At 39.4% G+C, this 23,889-nt stretch carries 19 protein-coding genes, 1 rRNA gene and 1 other annotated feature; of the genes, 1 reads left to right on the top strand and 19 read right to left on the bottom strand.

Going from position 1 to position 23,889, the window contains the following annotated elements:
• From ciss_RS05540 to tyrS, 3 genes are all read right to left on the bottom strand, one after another.
• Positions 1–77: ribosomal RNA gene (locus ciss_RS05540) — 16S ribosomal RNA — on the bottom strand; the annotation flags it as partial.
• A gap of 419 nt (positions 78–496) precedes the next feature.
• Positions 497–1,132: a sporulation protein YunB gene (gene yunB, locus ciss_RS05535; RefSeq protein ID WP_075865298.1), complete on the bottom strand. Its 636-nt coding sequence runs from the start codon at positions 1,130–1,132 to the stop codon at positions 497–499.
• 52 nt (positions 1,133–1,184) lie between these two features.
• Positions 1,185–2,420 (bottom strand): tyrosine--tRNA ligase, encoded by a 1,236-nt coding sequence (tyrS, locus tag ciss_RS05530; RefSeq protein WP_174574964.1) that lies wholly within the window; start codon positions 2,418–2,420, stop codon positions 1,185–1,187.
• Positions 2,421–2,559: 139 nt separating this feature from the next.
• On the opposite strand from tyrS, the gene ciss_RS05525 reads away from it, so the two are divergent.
• Positions 2,560–4,971 (top strand): transglycosylase domain-containing protein, encoded by a 2,412-nt coding sequence (locus tag ciss_RS05525; RefSeq protein ID WP_235837257.1) that lies wholly within the window; start codon positions 2,560–2,562, stop codon positions 4,969–4,971.
• A gap of 7 nt (positions 4,972–4,978) precedes the next feature.
• Here the strand turns inward: ciss_RS05525 and ciss_RS05520 are convergent, their stop codons facing one another.
• From ciss_RS05520 to ciss_RS05440, 16 genes are all read right to left on the bottom strand, one after another.
• Positions 4,979–7,306 (bottom strand): endonuclease MutS2, encoded by a 2,328-nt coding sequence (locus tag ciss_RS05520; protein ID WP_075865297.1) that lies wholly within the window; start codon positions 7,304–7,306, stop codon positions 4,979–4,981.
• Between the two features lie 3 nt (positions 7,307–7,309).
• Entirely contained in the window at positions 7,310–9,799 is a 2,490-nt protein-coding gene (locus ciss_RS05515; protein WP_075865296.1) for a U32 family peptidase, read from the bottom strand.
• A gap of 45 nt (positions 9,800–9,844) precedes the next feature.
• The gene (locus ciss_RS05510) at positions 9,845–10,795 is read right to left on the bottom strand and encodes a Nif3-like dinuclear metal center hexameric protein (protein ID WP_075865295.1); all 951 of its coding nucleotides are present in this window, start codon (positions 10,793–10,795) and stop codon (positions 9,845–9,847) included.
• A 15-nt stretch (positions 10,796–10,810) separates the two neighbouring features.
• Positions 10,811–11,386 (bottom strand): DNA-3-methyladenine glycosylase, encoded by a 576-nt coding sequence (locus ciss_RS05505; protein WP_075865294.1) that lies wholly within the window; start codon positions 11,384–11,386, stop codon positions 10,811–10,813.
• 49 nt (positions 11,387–11,435) lie between these two features.
• Positions 11,436–13,088: a DNA polymerase/3'-5' exonuclease PolX gene (locus tag ciss_RS05500; protein ID WP_075865293.1), complete on the bottom strand. Its 1,653-nt coding sequence runs from the start codon at positions 13,086–13,088 to the stop codon at positions 11,436–11,438.
• Positions 13,085–13,339: a cell division protein ZapA gene (locus tag ciss_RS05495; protein ID WP_075865292.1), complete on the bottom strand. Its 255-nt coding sequence runs from the start codon at positions 13,337–13,339 to the stop codon at positions 13,085–13,087. The genes ciss_RS05500 and ciss_RS05495 overlap by 4 nt, the downstream gene beginning before the upstream one ends.
• Before the next feature lie 63 nt (positions 13,340–13,402).
• Positions 13,403–15,799, bottom strand: coding sequence for a phenylalanine--tRNA ligase subunit beta (gene pheT, locus ciss_RS05490; RefSeq protein WP_075865291.1), 2,397 nt, complete (start codon positions 15,797–15,799; stop codon positions 13,403–13,405).
• 14 nt (positions 15,800–15,813) lie between these two features.
• Positions 15,814–16,836 carry a phenylalanine--tRNA ligase subunit alpha gene (gene pheS, locus ciss_RS05485; protein WP_075865290.1) on the bottom strand — a complete coding sequence of 341 codons (1,023 nt, stop codon included), beginning with the start codon at positions 16,834–16,836 and terminating at the stop codon, positions 15,814–15,816.
• Between the two features lie 34 nt (positions 16,837–16,870).
• Positions 16,871–17,108 (bottom strand) — a binding site (T-box leader).
• Positions 17,109–17,252: 144 nt separating this feature from the next.
• On the bottom strand, positions 17,253–18,029 hold the full coding sequence (locus ciss_RS05480; protein WP_075865289.1) for a TrmH family RNA methyltransferase: 777 nt from the start codon (positions 18,027–18,029) through the stop codon (positions 17,253–17,255).
• Positions 18,022–18,684, bottom strand: a complete 663-nt coding sequence (locus ciss_RS05475) for a potassium channel family protein (RefSeq protein ID WP_075865288.1) — start codon at positions 18,682–18,684, stop codon at positions 18,022–18,024. The genes ciss_RS05480 and ciss_RS05475 overlap by 8 nt, the downstream gene beginning before the upstream one ends.
• 12 nt (positions 18,685–18,696) lie before the next feature.
• A complete protein-coding gene (locus tag ciss_RS05470; RefSeq protein ID WP_501161884.1) occupies positions 18,697–20,061 on the bottom strand; it encodes a TrkH family potassium uptake protein in 1,365 nt (454 codons plus the stop codon).
• 14 nt (positions 20,062–20,075) lie between these two features.
• On the bottom strand, positions 20,076–20,429 hold the full coding sequence (gene rplT / locus ciss_RS05465; RefSeq protein ID WP_075865287.1) for a 50S ribosomal protein L20: 354 nt from the start codon (positions 20,427–20,429) through the stop codon (positions 20,076–20,078).
• Between the two features lie 20 nt (positions 20,430–20,449).
• Positions 20,450–20,644, bottom strand: a complete 195-nt coding sequence (gene rpmI / locus ciss_RS05460; RefSeq protein WP_075865286.1) for a 50S ribosomal protein L35 — start codon at positions 20,642–20,644, stop codon at positions 20,450–20,452.
• Between the two features lie 15 nt (positions 20,645–20,659).
• Entirely contained in the window at positions 20,660–21,169 is a 510-nt protein-coding gene (gene infC, locus ciss_RS05455) for a translation initiation factor IF-3 (protein WP_075865285.1), read from the bottom strand.
• 200 nt (positions 21,170–21,369) lie between these two features.
• Positions 21,370–23,274, bottom strand: a complete 1,905-nt coding sequence (thrS, locus tag ciss_RS05445; RefSeq protein ID WP_075865283.1) for a threonine--tRNA ligase — start codon at positions 23,272–23,274, stop codon at positions 21,370–21,372.
• Between the two features lie 15 nt (positions 23,275–23,289).
• A complete protein-coding gene (locus tag ciss_RS05440; protein WP_075865282.1) occupies positions 23,290–23,886 on the bottom strand; it encodes a DUF445 domain-containing protein in 597 nt (198 codons plus the stop codon).
• Positions 23,887–23,889: the final 3 nt, after the last annotated feature.

Raw genomic sequence — 23,889 nt, 5'->3', positions numbered from 1 at the left:
CTCCAAGACCGCTCGACTTGCATGTGTTAGGCACGCCGCCAGCGTTCGTCCTGAGCCAGGATCAAACCCTCCATAAAGTCACCCCCACAAAAAGCTTCGCTTTTTGCGGGGACCCCGAAGCTTTACCCCAAAAAATCTTGCGATTTTTTGGGGACCCTGGTATCTAAACCTGTTTCGCACAGGTTAGGTCCTATAAAAGGGTCAATCCAAGCTTTTTTGCTTCCGTACCCTTCCCGAGTACGGTCCGCTTGCCGTTATTCCCTTGCCAAGGTACCTGTCGCTTTCGGCGTTTCCTGCCGTCGGCGACGTCTCTTAATTTATCATATCTTCGCGTCCCCTGTCAAGGGGTTTTTGCTCCCTTGTCCCGCAGGACGCTCTCTTAATATACCAAATTCATTCACCCCCTTTCAAGGGCTAATTTCTGGAAATAAAAAAACCGCCGGTGACTTTTTCACCAGCAGTTTTATGGAAATTAAATAAACTTTATCCAGCAATTCTACTTCAAAGATGAAGGTAACATAATCTGGGGTACTTCTCCCACAATAACCGTTTCAATTATAGGAAGTTTATAGGAAAGTTTTGCTTCTTCACTAACAAAAGGAATCGCTACTTTATAACTTGCTTTTAAAATAACCGAAAGCTGAAATCTGGTCTGATTAAGGCCGCCCGATTCAAAGGAATCCAAACACTTTACTTCAACATATCCCATCGGTATAAAACTAATCTTTATTTTTGGACCGAAGGAAGCCAATACCTTTAAACCAAATAACTGTCCAATGGGAATCGCTACTTTTTGTTTACTTAACGAGTTAACATGTTTTTGCATTCTATTGCCAATTCTTGCAGCTAACTTATGAAACAAAAGTGTATTGGATTGAACCAAAGTTATCTTGCCCTTTTGATCCTTTTCTATCCGAATTAATTTTTCTGTCTGAAACTCCTTACTTTCAAGTTCCTGAAGTACAACTTTTGTAAATTCTTCAGTGATAATTTGGTTTATACGTACTTTAGCCAAATTTAAAAACAAATCTCCAATAAATCGCTCTACTATCCAGGTAAAAGTCAAGGTAAAGAGGAGTATTAAAGTAACAAATACTTTAATACGTCTTATTTGGTAAGGGGCAAAATACAAGGCTATCACCACCCAAGTTATAAAATAGGGTATGATAGCCTTCACAAGTTTGTTACTTTTCAAAAATAATTTTTAAAAATCGCCGCTTTCCAACTTTAACAGTATAGGGCTCTTTAGAGGGTTTTAAAGCAAAATTAATATCGGCAATTTTTTCTTGATTTACCAAAACAGCTCCCTGAGAAATTAGCCTTTTAGCTTCACTTATGCTTTTTACAATTCCCGCCGAAAACAATACTTTAGGCAATAAAACAACTTCACCATCTTTCAATTCACCGGAAACCTTATACTCAGGAATTTCATCGGGCAGCTCTTTCTCCCGAAAAATTTTAATAAATTCCAGTTCGGCTTCATCCGCCGCTTCGCGGGAATGATACTGAGTAATAATTTCTTTGGCCAAAAATACTTTTGCATCCCGTGGATTTAACACACCCGTTTCCATTTGGTTCTTCATTTCATTAATTGTTTCCATTGGTACCGATGTTAGCAATTCCAAATAACGCACTATGAGACTATCAGGAATAGACATTATCTTTCCAAACATTTCTTGAGGCGGTTCATTTATTCCAATATAATTTCCAAGACTTTTACTCATTTTTTGCACGCCATCGGTACCTTCCAATATCGGCATCATTATAGCAATTTGCGGCTCTTGCCCGTATTCTTTTTGCAAAGTTCGACCCATTAAAAGATTAAACTTCTGGTCAGTTCCGCCCAATTCAATATCTGCTTGTAAAGCAACCGAATCATAACCTTGCATTAACGGGTAGAAAAACTCATGAATGCTTATAGGCTGCCCCTCTTTAAATCTCTTGGCAAAATCTTCTCTTTCAAGCATTCTTGCTACAGTGTATTTGGAGGCAAGTTTTATTACATCGGCAAAAGTAAGCTTTGCTAACCATTCGCTGTTAAAAACCATTCTTGTTTTTTCACGATCTAAAATTTTAAAAATCTGCTCCTGATAGGTCCTTGCATTTTCCAAAACTTCATCCCATGATAACTGCTTCCGGGTTTCTTTTTTTCCAGTTGGATCCCCAATTTGTGCTGTAAAGTCTCCAATGATAATGATAACCTCATGACCTAAAGATTGAAACTGTTTTAACTTTTGCAAAACCACCGTATGTCCTAAGTGAATATCCGGTGCAGTGGGGTCAAGGCCGAGTTTTACCCTTAAAGGCTTACCTTCCTTTAAAGATTTTTTTAGCTTTTCTACTAACTCCTCTTCCGGAACAATTTCTGCAACTCCCCTTTTAATTATTTCAAGTTGACGCTTTAATTCGTCCACTGGCATCTCCCTTTCCTCGCATGTTATATTCTAAGCTTAATATTTATTATGTATTATTCCTTAATTTTCCGTCAAGGTAAAACTTTTTCAATACATCTTTTCCGAGATATGTTATAATGTTTTTTAAGTAAAAGGAGGTTTTAAAGTGGGAAAACACCGAAAAAGAATGCCAAAGTGGGTTTTAGTTTCCCTGCTGGTATTTTTCCTGCTATTTTTCCTTGGCTCAATTGCTGTGGGTAGTTACATTTATTATTGTTTAAAAGACGTACCCTCTTTCTCTCCCAAAATGCTGGAGTTGTCTGGAACCACTTTAATTTTTGATAAAAACAATAATATAATTGCTGAAGTCCATGGCAGTGAAAATAGGATACCTGTAAAAATAAAGGAAGTTCCGGAAGTTGTAAAGAAAGCAATAATCGGTGCTGAAGATGCCCGGTTTTACAAACATCACGGTATTGATTTAAAAGCTATTTTAAGAGCAGCCCTGGAAGATTTAAAGTACGGAGCTCCAAAAGAAGGGGCCAGCACAATTACCCAGCAGTTAGTTAAACTTACTTTTTTAACCCCAGAAAAAACACTTAAAAGAAAAATTCAAGAAGCATATTTAGCTATCCAGCTGGAAAGAGCTTTTACCAAAGATGAAATCCTCGAAATGTATTTAAACCGTAGTTATTTTGGTGAAGGGGCTTATGGGATAAAAGCCGCCGCCCAAACTTACTTTGGCAAAGATTTAGATGAATTAACATTAAGTGAAGCAGCTCTTTTAGCCGGGTTACTTCCAGCACCAAGTCGCTATTCTCCTTTAAACAACAAAGAGCTGGCACTAACCCGTCGCAACATTGTCTTAAATAAAATGGTGCGAGCCGGCTTAATAACTGAAGACCAAGCCAAAAAAGCTAAGAGCGAACCTTTAATCCTAAACCCCAATCTTATAGATAAAAGTAACCAAAAATATAAATATCCCTATTTTGTGGAATTTGTAATTGAACAGCTTACCGAAAAGTTTGGCAGTGACCGGGTTTTTCGCGGTGGACTTAGAGTTTACACAACCTTAGACCCAAAAATTCAGGAAGCTTCCGAAAAGGCTTTAGCAGATCCCAAAAACTTCCCCAAATCCAAGCGGGATAAAAGTGGAATTTTACAACCCCAGGGTGCAGTGGTAGTCCTTGATCCTAAAACAGGTGAAATTAAAGCAATTGTTGGGGGACGCGAACACAATCAGCTGCGTCAGTGGAACAGAGCTACCCGGACCAAAAGACAACCGGGTTCAGCTTTTAAGCCAATCATTGCCTATGGTCCGGCTATTGAAAACGGTTTGTCCCCGGCTACAGTAATTGATGACCGGCCAATAAAATATGGCAACCATTCTTTTTCTAATTCCAATGGTAAATATCGGGGATTAATCACTTTAAGAACTGCTCTTACTTATTCAGTAAATACCGTTGCCGTTCAACTTCTCGATAAAATTGGCTTTGCTGAAGCCTTTAAATTTGCGAAAAAGCTCGGCATTGAGCTAAATCCAAAGCTTGAATCAAATCTTGGGGTTGCCCTTGGTGGTCTTACTGACGGAGTTACTCCTCTTCAAATGGCAGCCGCTTACGGAGCATTTGCCAATAACGGAATTTATGTAGAACCCTCGGCAATAATTAAAGTCGAATCAGCTGCCGGCGAAATACTTTATGAAAATAAACCCAAAAAACGAGTAGCCATGAAACCTGAAACCGCATTTATGATTACTTCAATGCTTGAAGATGTAGTAAAGTATGGCACCGGAACCGCAGCGCGTTTAGACCGGCCGGTAGCAGGCAAAACCGGCACTACCGATGAAGGAAAAGACCTCTGGTTTGTGGGTTACACTCCCGATTTAGTCGCTGCCGTCTGGGTTGGCCATGATAAACCCCAACCCATTCCCGGTGGATTTGGAGGTATCTATCCAGCCCGAATTTTTAAAGCGATAATGACTGAAGCTTTAAAAGGTATACCAAAATCTGACTTTGACAAGCCCAAAGGTATTGTCAAAGCCACTGTTTGTGGAAAATCTGGACTTTTACCAAGTAGTGACTGCCCTCAAGACCAGTTGGTTTACGATTATTTTGCCAAAGGCACCGTACCGACAAAAATTTGCAATGTCCATGTAAAAGCAGAAATTTGTGCTGATTCCCATTTGCTGGCAACGGAATACTGTCCCAATAAGCTTACGGTAAGCTTAATTTATCTACCTTATGAAGTTCCGAGTTATGTTTTAGATTATTCATTAAGGTTACCCAAAGAAAAATGTAATATTCACGGGCCGGGAAGCCAGTCTTCAACTCAAGAAGTAGAAGTGCCCATTTGCACCGATCCAGCCCACAACGGTCAGGACTTCCTGGCTCTAATTCCCAAAGCCGGTGAAAGCGGTGGTTGTCCACCCCAATATATTACTGTTAAAAAGTTTCCCAAAGATAAGGTGCCAAAAGTTTACTGTGATATTCCGGAACACCAAATAAAACCTGCTCAAGGAAATGACAATCAATCAAATCCTCCCGGCAATAATCAAACAACCCCTCCTAACAATTAGGAGGGGTTTACTTTAAATATACCTCCGTTGCACCATCTCCCCCTTGATTTTGCGGTGCAAAATTAAATTTTTTCACAAAAGGAACTTCCCGTAAATAATCCCATAAAAATTTTTTTAAAGCACCGGTACCCTTTCCATGAATAATTCTAACCTTTTCCACCCCGGCTAAGTAAGCATTATCTAAATATTTTTCCACCACCGGTTCGGCTTCAAGCGTACTTAGACCCCGAATATCAAGCTCCAAGCTAAAATTTTGTTTTTTGGTTAATTCTAAAACTGCTTTTTTAATCTGACCTTTTTCTTTTTCCTGTTTTTCCGCCGGCCTTATTTGCGCAAAACTTACATTTAGCTTCATTATCCCCGCCTGGACAATGGCATAATTTTCTCCAACCGCTAAAACTTCCGCTTTCTGTCCAACTTCAATCAATTCCACCGTTTCTCCTACTTTAGGACGATAAGGTTTTAATGGTTCAAAAGGCAAGGCAAAATTTTGCGAGAAGTCGTTAATTTTCTGACGGGCCTCTTCCAGAAGTTTTGTTAAATTTTTTTCCTCATAAGTCTTAATCTTTTCTTTTATTTCTTCAATAATAAGCTTACCGTTCCGTTCAAGCTCCAAAAGCTTCTGCTGATACTTTTCCCGGTATTTTCTAATAATTTCTTCTTTTGTTTTTTCAAGATTTTCTAATTCTTCATTAAGCTTTGCTTCTTTTTCTTTGAGGGATTGGAGAAGATTTGTTACTTCTTCTCTATCCTTTTCTAACCGCCGCTTCTCTTGCTCAACGTCAAAAATAAGCTTATCAAGTTTCAACTCTTCTTCCTTCAAGAAACTTTTAGCTTTTTCAATTATTTGTTCTTTAAGTCCCAAGCCCTGGGCAATAAACAGGGCATTGCTCCGTCCCGGTTTTCCAATGTGTAAACGATAAGTTGGTTTTAAGCTTTCAGGATCAAATTCGACCGAGGCATTTTCAACCCGCTCGGTCTGCACGGCATAAGCCGCAAGTTCACTGGTATGGGTGGTCGCAACAACTTTTACCTTTTTTTCCCGAAGTTCTTCCAGAATTGCTTTGGCCAATGCAGCTCCTTCCCGGGGATCAGTTCCGGTCCCCAGCTCGTCTAACAATACCAAGTCTCCTTCCCGGGCATTTTCTAAAATAAATTTTAAATTTAGCAAATGGGAAGAAAAAGTACTTAACGATTGAACGATACTTTGCTCATCGCCAATATCAACATAAATTTCTCCGAAAAGGCCAATTTCTGTCTCCGGGGAGGCAGGAATAAACAAGCCAGCCCGAGCCATAACGGTTAAAATCCCTATAGTTTTTAAAGTAACAGTCTTACCGCCCGTATTGGGTCCGGTAATAATTAATAAGTCAAATTCTTTCCCCAGAGTTAAGTCAAAAGGTACCGCCTTCTTTCCCAGAAGTGGATGACGTGCCTGTTTAAAAGATAAAATACCGCTCTCAGTAATTCCTGGTTTATACGCATCTAACTCTAAAGCAAGACGCGCTTTTGCCACAATCAGGTCAATTTCCCCCAAAAGCTCATAAGTACGTTTGATTTCCGTTATATTGCAAGCTAAACGCTGGGTAAAACCTTTGAGGATTTTTTCAATTATTTCCTTTTCCTGTAATTCTAAGGTTTTAAGTTCGTTTCCCGCTTCTACTGCACTGTACGGCTCAATAAATAAAGTTTGACCTGTATTAGAACGATCGTGGATAATCCCCGGTACCTGACTTTTATAAGAAGCTTTTACCGGTAAAACAAACCTATCTCCGCGTACTGAAATCAGAGGCTCTTGCAAGTATTTAGCAAGTTCAGGATCTCTAAGATATTTTTCTACTGCTTCTCGCATTTTGTCCTTTACCCGGGCTATCTGTCCCCGAACCCTTTTTAATTCAGGAGATGCTTCATCTTTCACAGTTCCTTCAGGCCAAAAACTTCTTTCGATTTCTTTTAAGAGGCTCTCCTCAAAGAAAAGCAGGTTTACTTTTTGCTTTAACCTTGGAAATTCACCGCGACTAATCTCCAAAAAAGTATCTTTTGAAACTTTAAGCAATTGACCTAAACGGTATATTTCTTGCCCGGTTAACATGCTTTCTTTAGAAAGTTTTAGAAAAATTTCGGAGAAATCTGAAAGCAAACTTAAATCTACCGTTTTAAATCGCAAATAGGAAAGTCCTTCTTCAACCTCCAAAAGCTTTTCCTCAATAATCTTGCTATCGGATAGTGGTCTAACTTCCAAAGCCCGTTGTTTTCCCGGAAAGGATTCGGCCTTTTGCCAGAGTTTATTAATAATATCCGGAAATTCAATTTTTTCCAAGGTTTTTTGATTCATTTTTTACTCCGCTCCTCGAAAATAATGCCCGGTGGTAAAACCCTCAGGATAAAGGTGTTTAAGAGTTTCCAAGCTTGTAATCTCGGGTTCATATTTTTCGCCTAAGAAATTCAAGCGGTTAATTTCTTCTCGCCAAACTTCCACCACTTTATATACTTTATCCGGATCTTCTGCAGGAAGTTCCAATCGTAAATATTCTATACCCGAGAGGTCGGTAAATTCCGAGAGATTTTTTAAAATGTTTAGCTTTTTATTATTAAAAAGATGCATTCGGCAAAATTGGTCAGTTTTTACAGGAAATTTGACCCCTAACCGGTCTTTTAAATAATAATCCCCCAAATAGCAAACCTTACCACATCCTTTTTCCCTGGTCATTCCTCCAGCCACAGCTCCAATCACGCAGTATTCACTCACCATTAAAGGTAAATCCCCAAAAACCACTGCTTCTTTAGCCAGTCCCGCAAATCTTGCCGTTTCCTTAAGCATTTTAAAGGAAAGCTCGAGGGAAAGGGTTGCTCTTTCTATCGACCAACCGTGCAAAACCACCTCGGTTAGAGAATTAAAAACATTAAAAGAAAAATCCGCAGCAAGTCTGTATCCGGATTTATACGCATATGAAATAATCCCGGGATTTCCCGCTAAGATTCCCGAAAAGTTGTGCTCCTTTTGCATTTCTTCGAAAAATAATTCTAATTCTTGGTCTTTAGTAATCCTTGGGACGTGAAGCCAAATTTCTTGATAATCCTTTTTCACTGAAAATATTTCCGCATAATTATACGGTTTTTTAAAAAACCTTTCCCCCGCTAAATGCACAATATCGGCTCCTGCCCGCAAAGCATTAATGGCTGCTTCTGTACTTCCAACTTTTACCGCAAGTTTAAATGTGTTTTGTTTCTGTTTATTACTTACCGGTAGCAAAAGCTTTTGGCTTATAATCTGCCTCTTATACTTATTTATAATCATAGCTGATAGTTTTTCCACTGCTTCTCGCCGAAGTTTATTTAATTCACTCGCTGGAAGTAAAACTCCTTCTTCCAATCCTTTTGCAACAATTTCATTGATAAAAAAAGGAGTATTACCAAGACGATTAAGCTGTTCCTGCAAGTACTCCAGATTAGCTGGCCGCTTAAGAGCAGTTTCTACAACATACTCCGATGCCACTTCAACCCGGTGGCCAAATTCATCAGTAATAATTAAGCGCAATGGCTCTCCCCTATGAGCAATCACTTCAGCTTTTAACGGCAATTTTTTAATTTCTCGCTCTCGCGCAAAACTTTCCCTCGCCTCTTCCAGCAATTTGCGACTGGAAGTTTTAAATACCCGGTCCTGTGGAAATACCCGCTCCGGAAGATAAAACTCCACAATGTCACCTTTTTCTGCCCTTTTTACTTTTTCCTTATCCCGGTAGAGAGAGCCAATTTCTACTCCAACCCTCCCTCCTTTTTTAACCCAAATTTCTACCCCGTCTCCTTCTTCTAAGAGACTCTCTACCTTTACCCGAACTATACTTCTACGTTCATCATATCCTACAACCCGTCCTACAAAAACCCCTCTATTATTGGGCCGCTGGTAACTCATTAATTCCTGCCCGGGTTTTCCCAAAAGATATGCTGTTGAAAAATTTCTATTAAAAATTTCACGTAGCTTCCTATCCTGTTCTTCACTCACCCGGAAATATAGCGGGTCATTAAAATACAAATCTATCAATTCTCGATAAACTTTAACCACCGTTGCCACATACTCCGGTCGTTTCATCCGCCCTTCAATTTTAAAGGAATCCACACCGGCTTTTATCAAATCGGGCAAAAACGCACTTAGATTTATATCTCGAGTACTTAAGAGATACTCGCCTAAATTTTCCCCGATTTCTTTTTCCTCTTTAATTAACTTATAAGGCAGGCGGCAGGGTTGCGCGCACTTTCCCCGATTACCACTCCTCTGACCAATAATACTGCTCATTAAACACTGGCCCGAGTAAGAAATGCACAAAGCTCCATGAACAAAATGTTCTATCTCAACCCCGGTTTTCGTTTTAATTTCCTTTATTTCGGAAAGCGCCAACTCCCTGGCTAAAACCACCCGCTTAATTCCCAAATCTTTAATTAATGCTATTGCTTCACTATTATGAAGCGTCATCTGGGTACTGGCATGAATTTTAAGGTCCGGAAAGTACTCTTTTATTACTTTTACCAGTCCAAAGTCCTGAACAATTACGGCATCTGCTCCTTCTTTATAAATAAGCTGTAAAAACCTGAATACTTCTTTTAACTCGTAATCAGTGACTAAAGTATTTAGAGTAATGTAAGCCTTAACTCCCCGTAAATGACAGTAATCAATGGCTTTAACTATTTCTTCATCAGTAAAATTTTCGGAAAAATGCCGGGCATTAAAAAATTTACCGCCAAAATAGACCGCATCTGCTCCATTTTGAACAGCAGCTATTAAATTTTCATAAGCTCCTACCGGTGCTAAAAGCTCTGGTTTTTTTAACATTTTTTTACCCCCTAAATAGGTAAAAGAGCGTGGCCTAAACCACGCTTACCTTTTAACCCTTATTAAACCTGAAGTTGCAATTACCCTAACCCCATTTTCCTCAAGCTTGTCAAGCCACAAATTCATCCCCAGGGAGTCGCTGGCCATATGACCGGCAACTACTACATTTATATTATGCTTTTCGGCCTCTTTTTTATGTTTTTCCGATATATGCATGGTCACAATAGTGCCTACATCGGTAGTAGAAAGTTTGGCAAACATTTCATCGGAACCACTGGTTCCTCCGGTCATATCAACAAAGATTTTACCGCATCTTCTTTCGGGTGCGCCCACAACTATGGTAGGACCAGCACCAATTTTGGTTGCCTCTTTATATTCCGGTAACTCCTTTAAGAAATCAACAACTTCTCCTACCGTTTCAGGTTTTTTCTCGTTAAAATAATTGGTTAAAAAAGTAGTTACAAGATTATCCGCAGGAGTATGGACGCTCATAAAAGCAAAGCCCAAAAGCTTAGCTGCATCAATGGCCCGGTTATGGTTTAAAGGCATTAAACCACGCTTTACCTCGCCAATTCTTGGTGCCATTATCCCTTCAGCTACATTTATGGGTACCCCAAGCTGGTGTAAGATATCTTCCTGGAGATGCATTACTTCATAAAGCTTGGCAATCCCCGAACCTTCCGGGTGGTGGGTTATTATTAAATCTATTTTTGTCCCCTTTTCGGTAAGGCGATCAGCAAGTAATACTTCACCAACTTCCATATCAATCCCAACCAATGCCGTATGTATCTCTTGCTCTAAATCGCCCAAAAATACCCGGGTATCACTATAAGGATTGGTCAGGTTTTCTAAGTCATACTCTTCTTTTTCCTTTTCCGAAAGCTTTTCATAACGCTTTTTTTCTTTTTCTAAAGCTTTTAATACTTGTTCTTTACCCCGGGGGTCACTTTCCATCCCCATTTTTACTGCTAACTCATAAATTTCTTTTAATTTCATTTTCCCACTCCTTATTTATTTTTTTGAAACATACTTATTATTCTTTAGATAAAATCTATAAGGCAAATCCTTCCCCGCATTAATGCCTATCCGCGTCGTCACAACAATATCTTCTTCAGCTACCGGCTCCCCTTTTGTAATATATAAAATTTTACCTTCCGTTAAATCATAACCATTTAGTTTTAAGTCAATTGCCAAACCCCGGGTTAATTTTGCCGGTCCACTTAAAAGTTCTCTGTCACTTTTACCTCCCCGTAAAGTTCTAATGATATCAATACCTTTTACCGGTTCTAAAGCTCGTATTAACACTGCTTCAGCCCGGCCTATATCACCGGTTACCACATTAAAACAATAATGCATCCCGTAAGTAAAGTACACATACGCATGTCCCGGCGGTCCAAACATCACTTCATTTCTTTTGGTTTTGCCCCTGTATGCATGACAGGCGGGATCGTTTTGATGATAAGCTTCTGTTTCTACAATTTTGCCAATTAACAAATGTCCGTTATATTCCCGGACAAGATAACAATTTAGTAAATCTCTGGCGACAATTAAAACATCTCTGGCATAAAACTGTCTTGGTAAGAGCATAAGCACCTCTATCATAATAAAAAACTTAAATCAATTTGGCAATATTTTCTTATTTTCTCCTTAAAAATTTTTTAAGGGAATTTAAATCTTTAGCGTTTAAAACATCTTTTTTTGTTAAAAGAGCCTTTCTGGCTACAGTTACTCCAAATTGCAGGTCATTGGCCAGCCGGTAGGTATCATGGGCATCGGTATTGATAGCAATTAAGACACCTTCCTGGCGGGCACGGTTTACATATTCATCTTTTAAATCTAATCTTTCAGGAGAGCTATTTATTTCCAGAGCCGTACTGTATTTTGCCGCCTGGACAATTATTTCTTCAACATCAACATCATATTGATCACGCCGTCCCAGCAACCTGCCGGTAGGATGGCCAATAATATCCACATGTTCATTTTTAATTGCTTCAATTATCCGTGCCGTCTGTTCTTCTCTGGGGAGTTTAAAACCGGTATGCACCGATGCTACCACTACGTCAAGCTGCGCCAGCAATTTATCGGGTAAATCCAGAGAACCATCTTTTAAAATTTCAACCTCGATACCTTTTAACACAGTAATTCCTTCTAATTCCCGATTCAACGCTTCTATTTCTTCAATTTGAGCTAATAACCTTTCTTCGTCAAGGCCTTTGGCCACGGTTAAACTCTTCGAATGATCGTTAATTGAGATATATTCATAGCCCAGTTTTTGGGCCGCTAAGGCTAAATCTTTAATAGAATTTATTCCATCACTGTGTTGCGAATGAATATGTAAATCCCCCTTAATATCGGCAGCAGTAATTAAATCAGTCGTATCCGCTTCGTTTAAAAATTCCAGCACTCCCTCGGCAGTTCGCAATTCCGGTTCAACATAGGGTAAACCTCTGGATTTAAAAATTATTTCTTCATCACTAAAACTTTTTTCCAAAACCCCAATAGCTTTCACAAAACTTTCCGGACCGGTTGTCAAGAATAACTTATTCCCCCAGCTATCAAAAGTGGCAAAATCAATTTTAACCTTGAATCCTTCCGGGGCTAAAAAGAGCATTCCATCCTGTTGTTCAAGGAGCTTAAAGCCCAAATTCTCCATAAGTTCAGAAAATTTTTCCTTTGAGCCATTAAAAACTATTAAAAAATGATAATAAGGAATTATTTCTTCCTTTAATCTTAAACTACCTGTACTGCTTACTTTTTCTACACCGGGTAAGCTTTTAATTAATTCCAAAAGTTCCGTTTGATTACGGCTATACAAGCTAACAGGAATTTTTTCCTGCCATTCCCGCGCTGAAGCTATCCCCACTAAAATTTGTTGCTCGGTTTTACTTCCTATTCCCGGAATTTCCTTTAGTTTATGAGCTTTTGCTAAACTTTCTACCTCATCGAGGGTATCAGGTCGGTAAACTTCAAATATTTGCTTAGCTGTTTTTACCCCAATCCCCGGGATTTTTAATAAATCAAAAATAATTAGCGGAATTTCCCCTTTTAGTTTTTCATACTCTGCAATACGTCCTGTTCGGTAATATTCCAAGATTTTTTCTCTTAAATTTTTTCCAATCCCCGGCAATTCTTCCAGGCGGTCTTCGCTGATAAAGCGTTCAAGGTCCTCAATATTCCGCAAGATTCTGGCAGCCTGGCGATACGCATTAATTTTAAAAAAATTTTCCTCCTTATATTCAAGCATTAAGGCCATTTCAGAAAAAATACGACTTAATTGTAAACTTATCATTCTTTGTCCCTACTTTCTTCGTTTAAAGCAGAAGCCAATTGGTCATATTTTTGTTTTAAATCCTTCAGTTCTTTTTCTAAGGTTAAACCAACCAAGACATAGTTCCAGTGCCAGGGAAGTTTCGGATACCTTTCTTTTAGCTCTCTAATTCTTTCATTTAAATTCCGAGCAAGTTCCACCACTTCTTCTTCCGGTAAATCGCTTTTTAAATAGTATTTTTCCCCGTCAATCTCCACTTCAATTCGCTTCAATTTATCACCTCGTTTTCTAAAGAAAGTTTTTTTAAAAATACCCCCGAAAAGCCGGGGGTATTTTTAAAAGTTCCTCAATTTTGCACCAGTTTTAGCTTCCAGGGCATTTAGGATTTGGGCAATGAAATTATTAATTTCTTCCTCGCTTAAAGTTTTCTCCGTTGAACTAAAGGTTAATGAAATCGCAATACTCTTTTTGTTTGGCCCAAGTTTTTCTCCTTCGTAAACATCAAAAATCTCAATATTTTTTAATGTATTAATTGCTAAACCTTTTATGACCTCAATGCAAGTGGCAGCAGGAGTTTCCCGATCCACTAAAAGTGCAATATCCCTTTTTACCTCGGGATAAGGGGATAAAGGAGTATATTTTGTCTCCACCGGAATCAAAATTTTTAAAAGGTCATAATTTAATTCAAACACAATGGGAGTATTTTTAAATTCATACTTTTTTTGGACGAGAGGATGTAATTCACCAAGATAGCCAATTTCCGTATTTTCTAAATAAACCCGGGCTGCCTTACCTGGATGAAGAAAAGGCAGGTCTTTTGCCGCAGCAAAACTAAAATTATTGATACCCAGGGAAGTAAAGAAGCTTTCTAAAATACCTTTAACATAATAAAAATCATACTTTCTTGGCTTATTATACCAATCGCCACGGCTATAACCAAGAGCAATACCGCCAATTAGTTTGGTTTCTTTGGGTAAGTCTTCGCCACTTTTTTCAAATACATTTCCCATTTCAAAGAGTAACAGACTTTCCTGCTGACGATTTTCATTTCTTTTAGCAATATCCAAGAGTCCGGGTAACAAAGTAGTACGCATGACCGACTGTTCAATGCTTAATGGATTTAAAAGTACTACACTTTTTGCAAGCACCTCGTCCACAGAAAGTCCCAATTTAGCATAAGAGTCAGGATTAATAAAACTATAAGTTATAATTTCCTGCATTCCCAAAGCAGTTAAGAGATTTTTTACTTTATACTCAAAATTGTACTCCGGAGAAAAGCCGCTGGTAGTTATACCAATGGGCATGGTATCCGGAAAATTATTATATCCAAGATAACGGGCAATTTCTTCATAAATATCAGCTTCCAGAGAAACATCCGGACGGTAACTTGGAACTTCAACAAAAATTTTCTTCTCACCTACAGTAACTGTAAATCCCAAAGACTCCAAAATTTCTACAACCTGTTTGGCATCTAATGAAATACCTAAAAACTCTTCGGCTTTGGAAAGGCTAACAGCAATTACCTTTGGTGTAAACTTTTTAGGATACACATCCTCATATTGACCCCGTATCGTCCCCCCACATAATTCACAAATCATTAATGCTGCTTTAATTAATGCTCTTTTAATTCCTTCAATATCTACATTTTTTTCAAATCTTTGCGAAGCATCGGTGCGAAGCCCAAGTTTACGGGCAGTTTTCCGGACCGACACCGGATTAAACCAGGCTGCTTCAATAAAAACAGTTTTTGTGTTATCATCCACTTCGGTATTTTGCCCGCCCATTATCCCGGCTACCGCAATGGGTTTTTCCCGGTCAGCAATTACCAACATTTCGGGAGCTAATTCCCTTTCCACCCCATCTAAAGTAATAATTTTTTCTCCTTCTCTGGCATTTCTAATAATAATTTCCGGTGTAGCAAGTTTATCCAAGTCAAAAGCATGTAAAGGCTGACCGTATTCCAGTAAAATATAATTGGTTACGTCAACGATGTTATTAATTGGGCGAATCCCAGCCTTTCGCAGTCTCTGTTCGAGCCATAAGGGCGAAGGACCTACCTTAACATTTTCAATTACAATACCCATGTACCGCCCGCAAAGTTCAGGATTTTCAATAGTAATCTTAACCGGACAGCGCCCATTAACCCGGGGTAATTCCGGCTCAGCCAGTTTTAACCTGTGGCCGGTCAAAGCTGCTACCTCCCGGGCTACCCCCAAAACCGATAAGCAATCTCCGCGATTCGGGGTTAAGTCCAGTTCTAAAAGGTAATCATCAAGCTCTAAAACTTTTTCTATTTTTTCACCCACCGGTGCTTCCTGTGGTAAAAGCATTAAACCAGGTTCCGCACCTTTTCTTTCCAAAAGTCCCAGTTCCTCCGCCGAAAGTAACATTCCCCGGGAAACAACTCCCCTTATTCGCCGTTCCTCAATTGTTACACCGTTAGCCAGTTTAGCCCCGGGCAGGGCAAAAGGGTATTTAAAACCGGCAAAAACATTTTTGGCACCGGTAATAACCTCAAAAATTTCTTTCCCGGTAGAAACCTTTGCTTTAAAAAGCTCCGTCCCAGGAAGATTTTCTACTTCCAGCACCTCGCCCACAACAACTTTTTCGTAATTTCCGAGATATGTAACTTTTTCTACCGCGATTCCCACCGAAGTGAGTTTTTCTCCAAGTTCCCTGGCGGCATACGGTATTTCACAAAACTCCTGCAACCAGTTATAGGAAATATTCACTGCAAAGTCCCCCCTTAAAACATTTGCAAAAACCTTATGTCATTATCGTAAAAAAGGCGTAAGTCATCAATGCCGTACAAAAGCATGGCAATCCGCTCCAATCCCATTCCAAAAGCAAAACCGGTAACCATACTACTATCATATCCGGCCATTTCTAAAACCCGGGGATGTACCATACCAGCTCCTAAAATTTCAAGCCACCCCGAACCTTTGCAAACTTTACAACCAAGGCCACCGCAAATAACACAGGAAATATCCACCTCAGCGCTGGGTTCGGTAAACGGAAAATAACTGGGTCTTAACCTCATTTTAGTTTTGGGACCAAACAATTCTTTAATAAAGGTTAATAAAACTCCCTTTAAATCGGAAAAACGAATATTCCTATCAACCGCAAGCCCCTCACACTGGGCAAACATCGGTGAATGGGTAGCATCATCGTCCCGGCGGTAAACTTTGCCCGGCGAAATTATTTTTATCGGCAGGTTAGGAGCATACTTTTCCATTACCCGCACCTGTACCGGAGAAGTATGAGTCCGCAACAACACTTCCTCGGTAATATAAAAGGAGTCCTGCATATCTCGAGCGGGGTGGTCTTTAGGTAAGTTCAGGGCTTCAAAATTATAGTAATCTTTTTCAATTTCCGGACCCGTAGCCACGGAAAACCCCATTGAAGTAAAGATTTCTACTATCCGATGCTGTACCTGCGTCAGGGGATGGAGTTTGCCGAGTTTCAGAGAATAACCGGGTAATGTCACATCAATTGCCTCTTTACTCAGTTTCTCATCCAGGGCTCTCTGCAAAAGCTCCTGCTCTCTTTTTTCTAAATCTTCCTCTATTAACCTTTTTAAAGTATTAATTTTTTGCCCTGCTTCAGGTCGCAGTTCCGGAGGTAAATCTTTTAAATTTTTAAGAGCCAGGGTTACTTCACCTTTTTTCCCCAAAAACTTGACCTTTATTGTTTGCAGCTCGTTTAAATTGGAAACTTTACTTATTTCTCCCATATATCTCTGCCAAAGTTCTTCATTATGCAACTTCAATCCCTCCTATATAAAATTAAAAGCTTTCGCCCGTTTTAGGGACGAAAGCTAACGTTCCGCGGTACCACCCTACTTAGCATAAAGCTCACTCTGCAGAAAGGGGTATCCCTTTCTTACTTGCTAACGGAAGAATCCGTTGCCGCCTACTTATCTTTCAGCGGAAAGCTCACGGGCGAACTTCAGTCGGGCTGCCATAAAAGGACTTTCAGTCTAAGGCCCTTTCTCCCTGGATGGTCAGCATCCAACTTACTCCTCCCGGTCATTGCCTTTTATTGTTAATTAACTTTTTATAAATTAAGTAAGCTGTCAAGGAACCGGTAGCCTCAAATACACTCCACCAAAACTTCGCTAAATACTCCCCCATGCCACCCACCCCTTGCAAAGTCTAACCTAATTATAGCACAATTCAAAAAATACTACAAGTTATACCTGTTTTTGGCCCATTCATATATAATAATTCCGCCAGCAAGAGCCGCATTTAAAGATTCTATTTTTCCAGGCATGGGGATAGATATTTTTTGATGCGGAAGACTCTTTAACGTCGTGCTGATGCCTTGACCTTCATTACCAACCGCAATAAAAAATTTTGCCGGAAAGTTAACGGCAGTTAAAGGTATCCCTCCCTCGCTTTCTGCTAAAAATAACGGTATATTACTTTTTAAAATTATATCTTTAAGTTCGTCCGCCTCCATCCTCAATACGGGGAACTTAAAAGCGGTCCCCGCAGAAGCCCTTATAACTTTTGGATTATAAATATCAACTGCGGGAGGTAACAAAATTACACCGGAAACACCAAACCCAAAGGCAGCTCTCAGTAATGTACCTACATTTCCGGGATCCTGAAGACCATCAAGAATTAAAAAAGCACCATCTTTACCGGCAGGCCAGGATAAAGTTTTCATACAAGCTACCGCCAGAATCCCCGGAGGCGATACTAATTCGGAAATTTTGTTAAACAACCGGTCCGCTAAGACTACAATCTTTGCACCGTCCTCCGCAATTTTTTTGGTCTGCCAGTAACTTTCACTTACAACTAAATATTTTAGAGGCCAGTCATTAGCAATTAATTCAAAAACAAGTTTTTCGCCTTCTACAATAAACATTCCACTTTTGCGGCGAAGGGCTCCATCTTGATACAATTTTTTTAACTCTTTAAAAAATGAGTTTTCCGGGCTGGATATTTTTTTAATCACCAATATCCCGCTCCAACTTTTTAAAGTTTTCGTTACGCCCAATCAATACTAATATATCCCCCAGTTGCAAGACTTCGTCGGATGATGGCGAAATTACCAACTGCTCCCCGCGTTTTATTGCCAAAATGGTAAAACCATATTTGGCTCGAACATCAATTTCCTTGATTGTTTTCCCAGCATAGCGCGGCGGAATGTTTATTTCCAAAATAGAATACTCATCGGACAGGTCAATAAATTCCAAAATGTTGTTTGCCACCATTTTATTTGCTACTTTTACTCCCATTTCCTTTTCCGGATAAACCACTACATCAGCCCCAACTTTAGCCAATATCTTACCGTGCAAATCGTTCTGAGCTTTTGCCCAAACCTTCTTTATTCCCAGTTCCTTCAAAATTAGAGTAATTAAGATACTGTTGTGCATTTCCTGTCCGATTGCTACAACAACTTCATCACAATTTTTTATACCAACGGCTTTCAAAGTTTGCTCATCCGTTGCATCGGCACATACTGCATGGGTGACAAAATCTTTTACTTCCTCCACCCGCTCTTCGTTACTATCAATAGCCAAAACCTCATACCCCAAATCACTTAAAGTCTTGGCCACACTGGAACCAAATCGGCCAAGACCGATAACCCCAAACTGTTTGGACTCCATAAATTTCATCTCCTATCCAACCATTACCTTTTCTTCCGGTAAAGTAAACAAAGCTTTTTTCCGCCGCTGCGCAAGGGCATAAGTAATGGTAAGCGGACCAACCCTGCCAAAAAACATCATTAATATTATTAAAATCCTGCCAAGTTCCGATAACTCCGGCGTTAAGCCCATCGATAGCCCTACCGTACCAAAGGCGGAAACAGTTTCAAACATATTCATCAAGATATTGTGCCCTTCAGTAAAGGTAAGAATAAAAGTGACAATATTTATTAATGACAGAGAAATCATGACAATGGCAATTGCTTTAAAAATTTGTTCCCGGGGCAAACGGCGGTTATAAACCAAGATTTCATCACGCCCAAGAATAATATTGATCACCGCTAAAGTTAATACCGCAAAAGTAGTGGTTTTAACTCCACCTCCTGTTGACCCGGGGGAAGCACCGATAAACATTAAAATAATTATAAAATACTGGGTTGCCGGATGAAGGGCCGCGATATCTACAGTATTAAATCCAGCCGTTCGGGGTGTAACCGCCTGGAAAAAAGCCGCTAAAATTTTCTGACCAAAAGGCAAAGCTCCCAAAGTTTTATCGTTGTTGTATTCCATGACAAAGATAACCACAGTACCGAGCAAAAGTAAAAGTCCGGTAGTCATTAACGTTATTTTGGAATGAAGGGATAACCTTCCTTTTTTTCTCAAATTAAAAAGCTCGGAAATAACATAAAAACCAATTCCTCCGGTAATAATCAAAATAGCAATTGAAAGGTTAACTATAACATCCCCAACATAAGGAGTCAAGCTTTTAAAATTTCCCATTAAATCAAAACCTGCGTTATTAAAAGCGGATACCGCATGAAAAATCCCAAACCACATTCCCTTAATAAAACCGTAATCTAAGGAAAATCTTAACCCCAAAATAACTGCAAAAACTCCCTCAATACTAAAGGTAAACAAAATAACCTGTTTTGTTAACTTAATAATTCCCTCTAAACTGGCCTGATTTAAGGCTTCCTGAATAACTATCCGCTCACGTAAGTTAATCCGACGGCCCAAAAGAATGGCAAACAGCGTTGCAACAGTCATAAAACCCAGGCCGCCTACCTGAATTAACAGCAGGATAACAATTTGACCAAAAAGCGACCAATAAGTTCCTGTATCAACTACCACAAGACCGGTAACGCAAACCGCCGAAGTGGCGGTAAATAATGCATCTAAGAAAGGAGTAACCGTACCATCTTTGGTTGAAATTGGCAGCATTAATAAAACTGTACCTAAAAGAATAACTCCTGCAAATCCCAGTACCAGGATTTGCGAAGGAGTTAATCGCCTAAAAAAGTTTATTTCTTTTTTCGAATTGATTGCCAACACTTTCACCAAAACCCTTCATCTTATAAATTTTTCTTGGCAATTTCCACCAGCTCGGCAAAAGCATTTTTATCATTTACTGCTAAGTCCGCAAGCATCTTCCGATTAATTTCTATCCCGGCTTTCTTTAAGCCATTCATCATCCTGCTGTAAGTAAGTCCATGCATTCTTGCGGCAGCATTGATTCGGGTAATCCAGAGCTTTCTAAACTCTCTTTTTCTTGCCCTTCTATCCCGATAGGCATACATTAAGGACTTCATTACTTGCTGTTTGGCTACTCTAAAAAGTTTACTTTTGGCACCAAAATAACCTTTTGCTAACTTTAATATTTTTTTATGACGTTTTCTTGAAACTACACTACTTTTTGCTCTTGGCATAATAAAACCTCCTTATATCATTAATACGGTAAAATCTTTTTAATGATTTTCATGTCGGCCTTGCTTACTAAATCAGATCTTCTAAGTCTTCTCTTTCTTTTAGATGTTTTGTGACCTAATAAATGGCTGTGAAAAGCATGATAACGCTTTACTTTGCCAGAACCGGTTTTCTTAAACCGCTTGGCTGCCGCTTTTTTGGTTTTAATTTTAGGCATAATGTTTCCTCCTCCTTATGACTTTGGTGCTAAAATCATAATCATATTTCTACCCTCAAGTTTGGCAGGTCGTTCAACTATCCCAATACTGCCAACCTCTTGGGCCATTTTATTTAAAAGTTCATAAGCAATTTCCGGATGGGACAACTCTCTTCCGCGAAACATTACGGTAACTTTTACTTTGTCCCCATCTTCTAAAAACCGAATAACGTTTCGTAATTTTACCTGAAAATCGTGTTCCTCAATTGTGGGACGTATCTTAATTTCTTTAACGTTAATGATCTTTTGCTTTTTTCGGGCTTCTTTTTCTTTCTTGCTCTGCTGGTAACGATACTTGCCGTAATCCATAATCTTGCAAACCGGCGGCTTTGCTGTAGGTGCAATTTCCACTAAGTCAAGCTCCATTTCTTCAGCAATTTTCAGGGCTTCTTTTAACGGCATAATACCAAGTTGAGTACCATCTTCCTTTACTACCCGCACTTCTTTAGCCCTGATTTCCTCATTAATCCGTAAATCTTTGGTAATAACTGTCCACCTCCAGAAAAAATGTTAAAAATAAAAAGCGGGTTTCCACCCGCTTTTTTCCCAAAAGTTGTTGAAAAGCAGACACACGTTGCTTTTCAATATTAACCCAAAGCCTTAGGCGGCTTTCAGGTGAGAAGCAGGTGGCTTCTACTTTGTTTTCTTTCCCTTGAAATGATAACACGGTTAATTTTTACTGTCAACTATCTTTTCTCCCTTATCTCTGCCAGAAGCTCCTCCATAAATTCCCCAAAGGGTTTTTGGCCAAGATCGCCAACCCCTCTTTTTCTAACTGCCACTAATCCTTGCTCAATTTCCTTATCCCCAACAATTAAGAGATACGGTATTTTCTGCATTTGCCCTTCCCGGATTTTATACCCAATAGTTTCGTTCCGGTCATCTACTTCAACCCTGACCCCTTGGTTAAAGAGTTTTTGGTAAATTTCCTGTGCATAATCCCGGTGACGTTCGGCCACGGTAATTATCCGTACCTGCACCGGAGACAGCCAAACCGGAAAAGCCCCGGCATAATGCTCAATTAAAATGCCGATAAATCTTTCAATACTGCCAAACACCACCCGATGGATCATCACCGGCCGATGTTTTTGTCCATCTTCTCCTATATAAGTTAAATCAAATTTCTCCGGCATCTGGAAGTCGAGCTGGATGGTTCCACACTGCCAGGTCCGCCCAAGACAATCCTTTAAATGGAAATCGATCTTGGGACCATAAAATGCTCCGTCCCCTTCGTTAATTTTATAAGGTAATCCTCTTTCCTCTAAAGCCTCTTTGAGAGAATTTGTGGCCAATTCCCACAATTCGTCGCTACCCATGGAATTTTCCGGACGGGTACTGAGTTCGACATGATATTCAAATCCAAACAACCGGTAAAACTCATCTATTAAATTAATTACCCCGATAATCTCATCTTTAACCTGTTCCGGCAACATAAATATGTGAGCATCATCCTGGGTAAAGCAGCGAACCCTCATCAACCCATGGAGAACACCGGATAATTCGTGTCGGTGCACCAAACCTAACTCGGCAAGCCTTATTGGAAACTCCCGGTAGCTGTGCAGCTTACTCTTATAAACCAAAATACTTCCCGGGCAGTTCATCGGCTTTATCGCATAATCCTGGTCGTCGATCTTGGTAAAGTACATATTCTCTTTATAATGCGCCCAGTGACCGCTTCTCTCCCATAATTCCCGGTTTAAAATTATTGGAGTTTTTATTTCCTGATATCCTGCCAGGCGATGTTTTTCCCGCCAGAAGTTTTCCAGTTCATTTCTAATCACCATCCCTTTAGGATGGAAAAAGGGAAAACCGGGACCTTCTTCTTGCAGGCTAAAAAGATCCAAATCCTGCCCAATTTTGCGGTGATCTCGCTTTTTAGCTTCTTCCAAAAAGTTCAAGTAGTCGGTAAGCTGGCTTTTTTTCGGAAAGGATACACCATAAATCCTTTGTAACATTTTATTTTTTTCATTTCCCCGCCAGTACGCTCCGGCAATACTTAAAAGTTTAAAAGCTTTAAGATACCCGGTTGAAGGTACGTGGGGCCCGGTACATAGGTCAACAAACTCTCCCTGCCGGTAAAAAGATATTTCCACTCCTTCAGGAATATCCTTTACCAATTCCACTTTATAGATTTCCCCTTTTTCTTCAAAAAACTTTATTGCCTCCTCCCGGGAGAGAACAAAGCGTTCAATAGGCAAGTCTTCTTTAACGATTTTTTCCATTTCTGCCTCAATTTTTTCTAAATCTTCCGGCGAAAAACTTTCAATGGGTTCAAAATCGTAATAAAATCCGTCCTTAATAGCCGGACCAATAGCAAGTTTGGTCTTGGGGAAAAGCCTTTTAACCGCTTGCGCCATAAGGTGGGCCGAACTATGCCGGAAAACATCTTTACCCTCGTCATCTTCAAAGGTATAAAGGCGAAATTCCCCACTTTCGGAAATCTTCTGACTTAAATCAATTAATTTACCGTTTATTGAAGCACAAAGGGCTTCCTTGGCCAATCTGGGACTTAACGCTTTAGCTACTTCCAGAGCGGTAATATTCTCAGGAAATTCCCGTACCTCATTGTTGGGAAACTTCAAACTTACCATTATCCTGCCTCCTATCTATTTTAAAAAAATATTTAGCATGACCTGTATTATCCCGATAACAAACCCTATTACTCCACCAAAAACTTCTATATAGGAAAGTTCTGTTTTCATTAAAGAAGTTAAGATTTTTTCCAGGGTTTTTAAATCAAATTGCAACACCTTTTCTTCCACTATTTTTCCAATTTTAACCTTATTTTGCAAATCAGTTTCCAAGGATAAAATTATTTTATTTACTACTGAAGGCAGTTCATTTTTAAAATAATTTAAAAGAGTCCTAATTACAATTTGTCGCAAGTATTCCGGTAATACCGGAAAAAGAGTGCTAAGCTTTTCCTTAACCGCCAGTAAAATTTTTTCAGCAAATAATTGTTTATTTTCTTCAGAAGTCAATAACTCAACAAGCTCTTTCTGGGATAACAACTGTTCTTCGACTAACTCCCCTAAAGCTTTAGCAATTTCCCGGTGACGTTTAGGAATAACCCCTTGAAAAGTGAGAAAACCTATTTTTAAAGGACGATACGGACGGAAAAGCATTAAGATTGCCAAATAATTCGTAAGCCAGCCTATAAAACCGCCGATCAATGGTGGAAGAATTAGTTCGGATATTTTCACGGT

Origin of the sequence: Carboxydothermus islandicus (assembly GCF_001950325.1) — a bacterium.
GTDB lineage: Bacteria > Bacillota > Z-2901 > Carboxydothermales > Carboxydothermaceae > Carboxydothermus > Carboxydothermus islandicus.
Note: the sequence above shows the minus strand (reverse complement) of the source record. Positions and strands in the feature narration are given on the sequence as shown.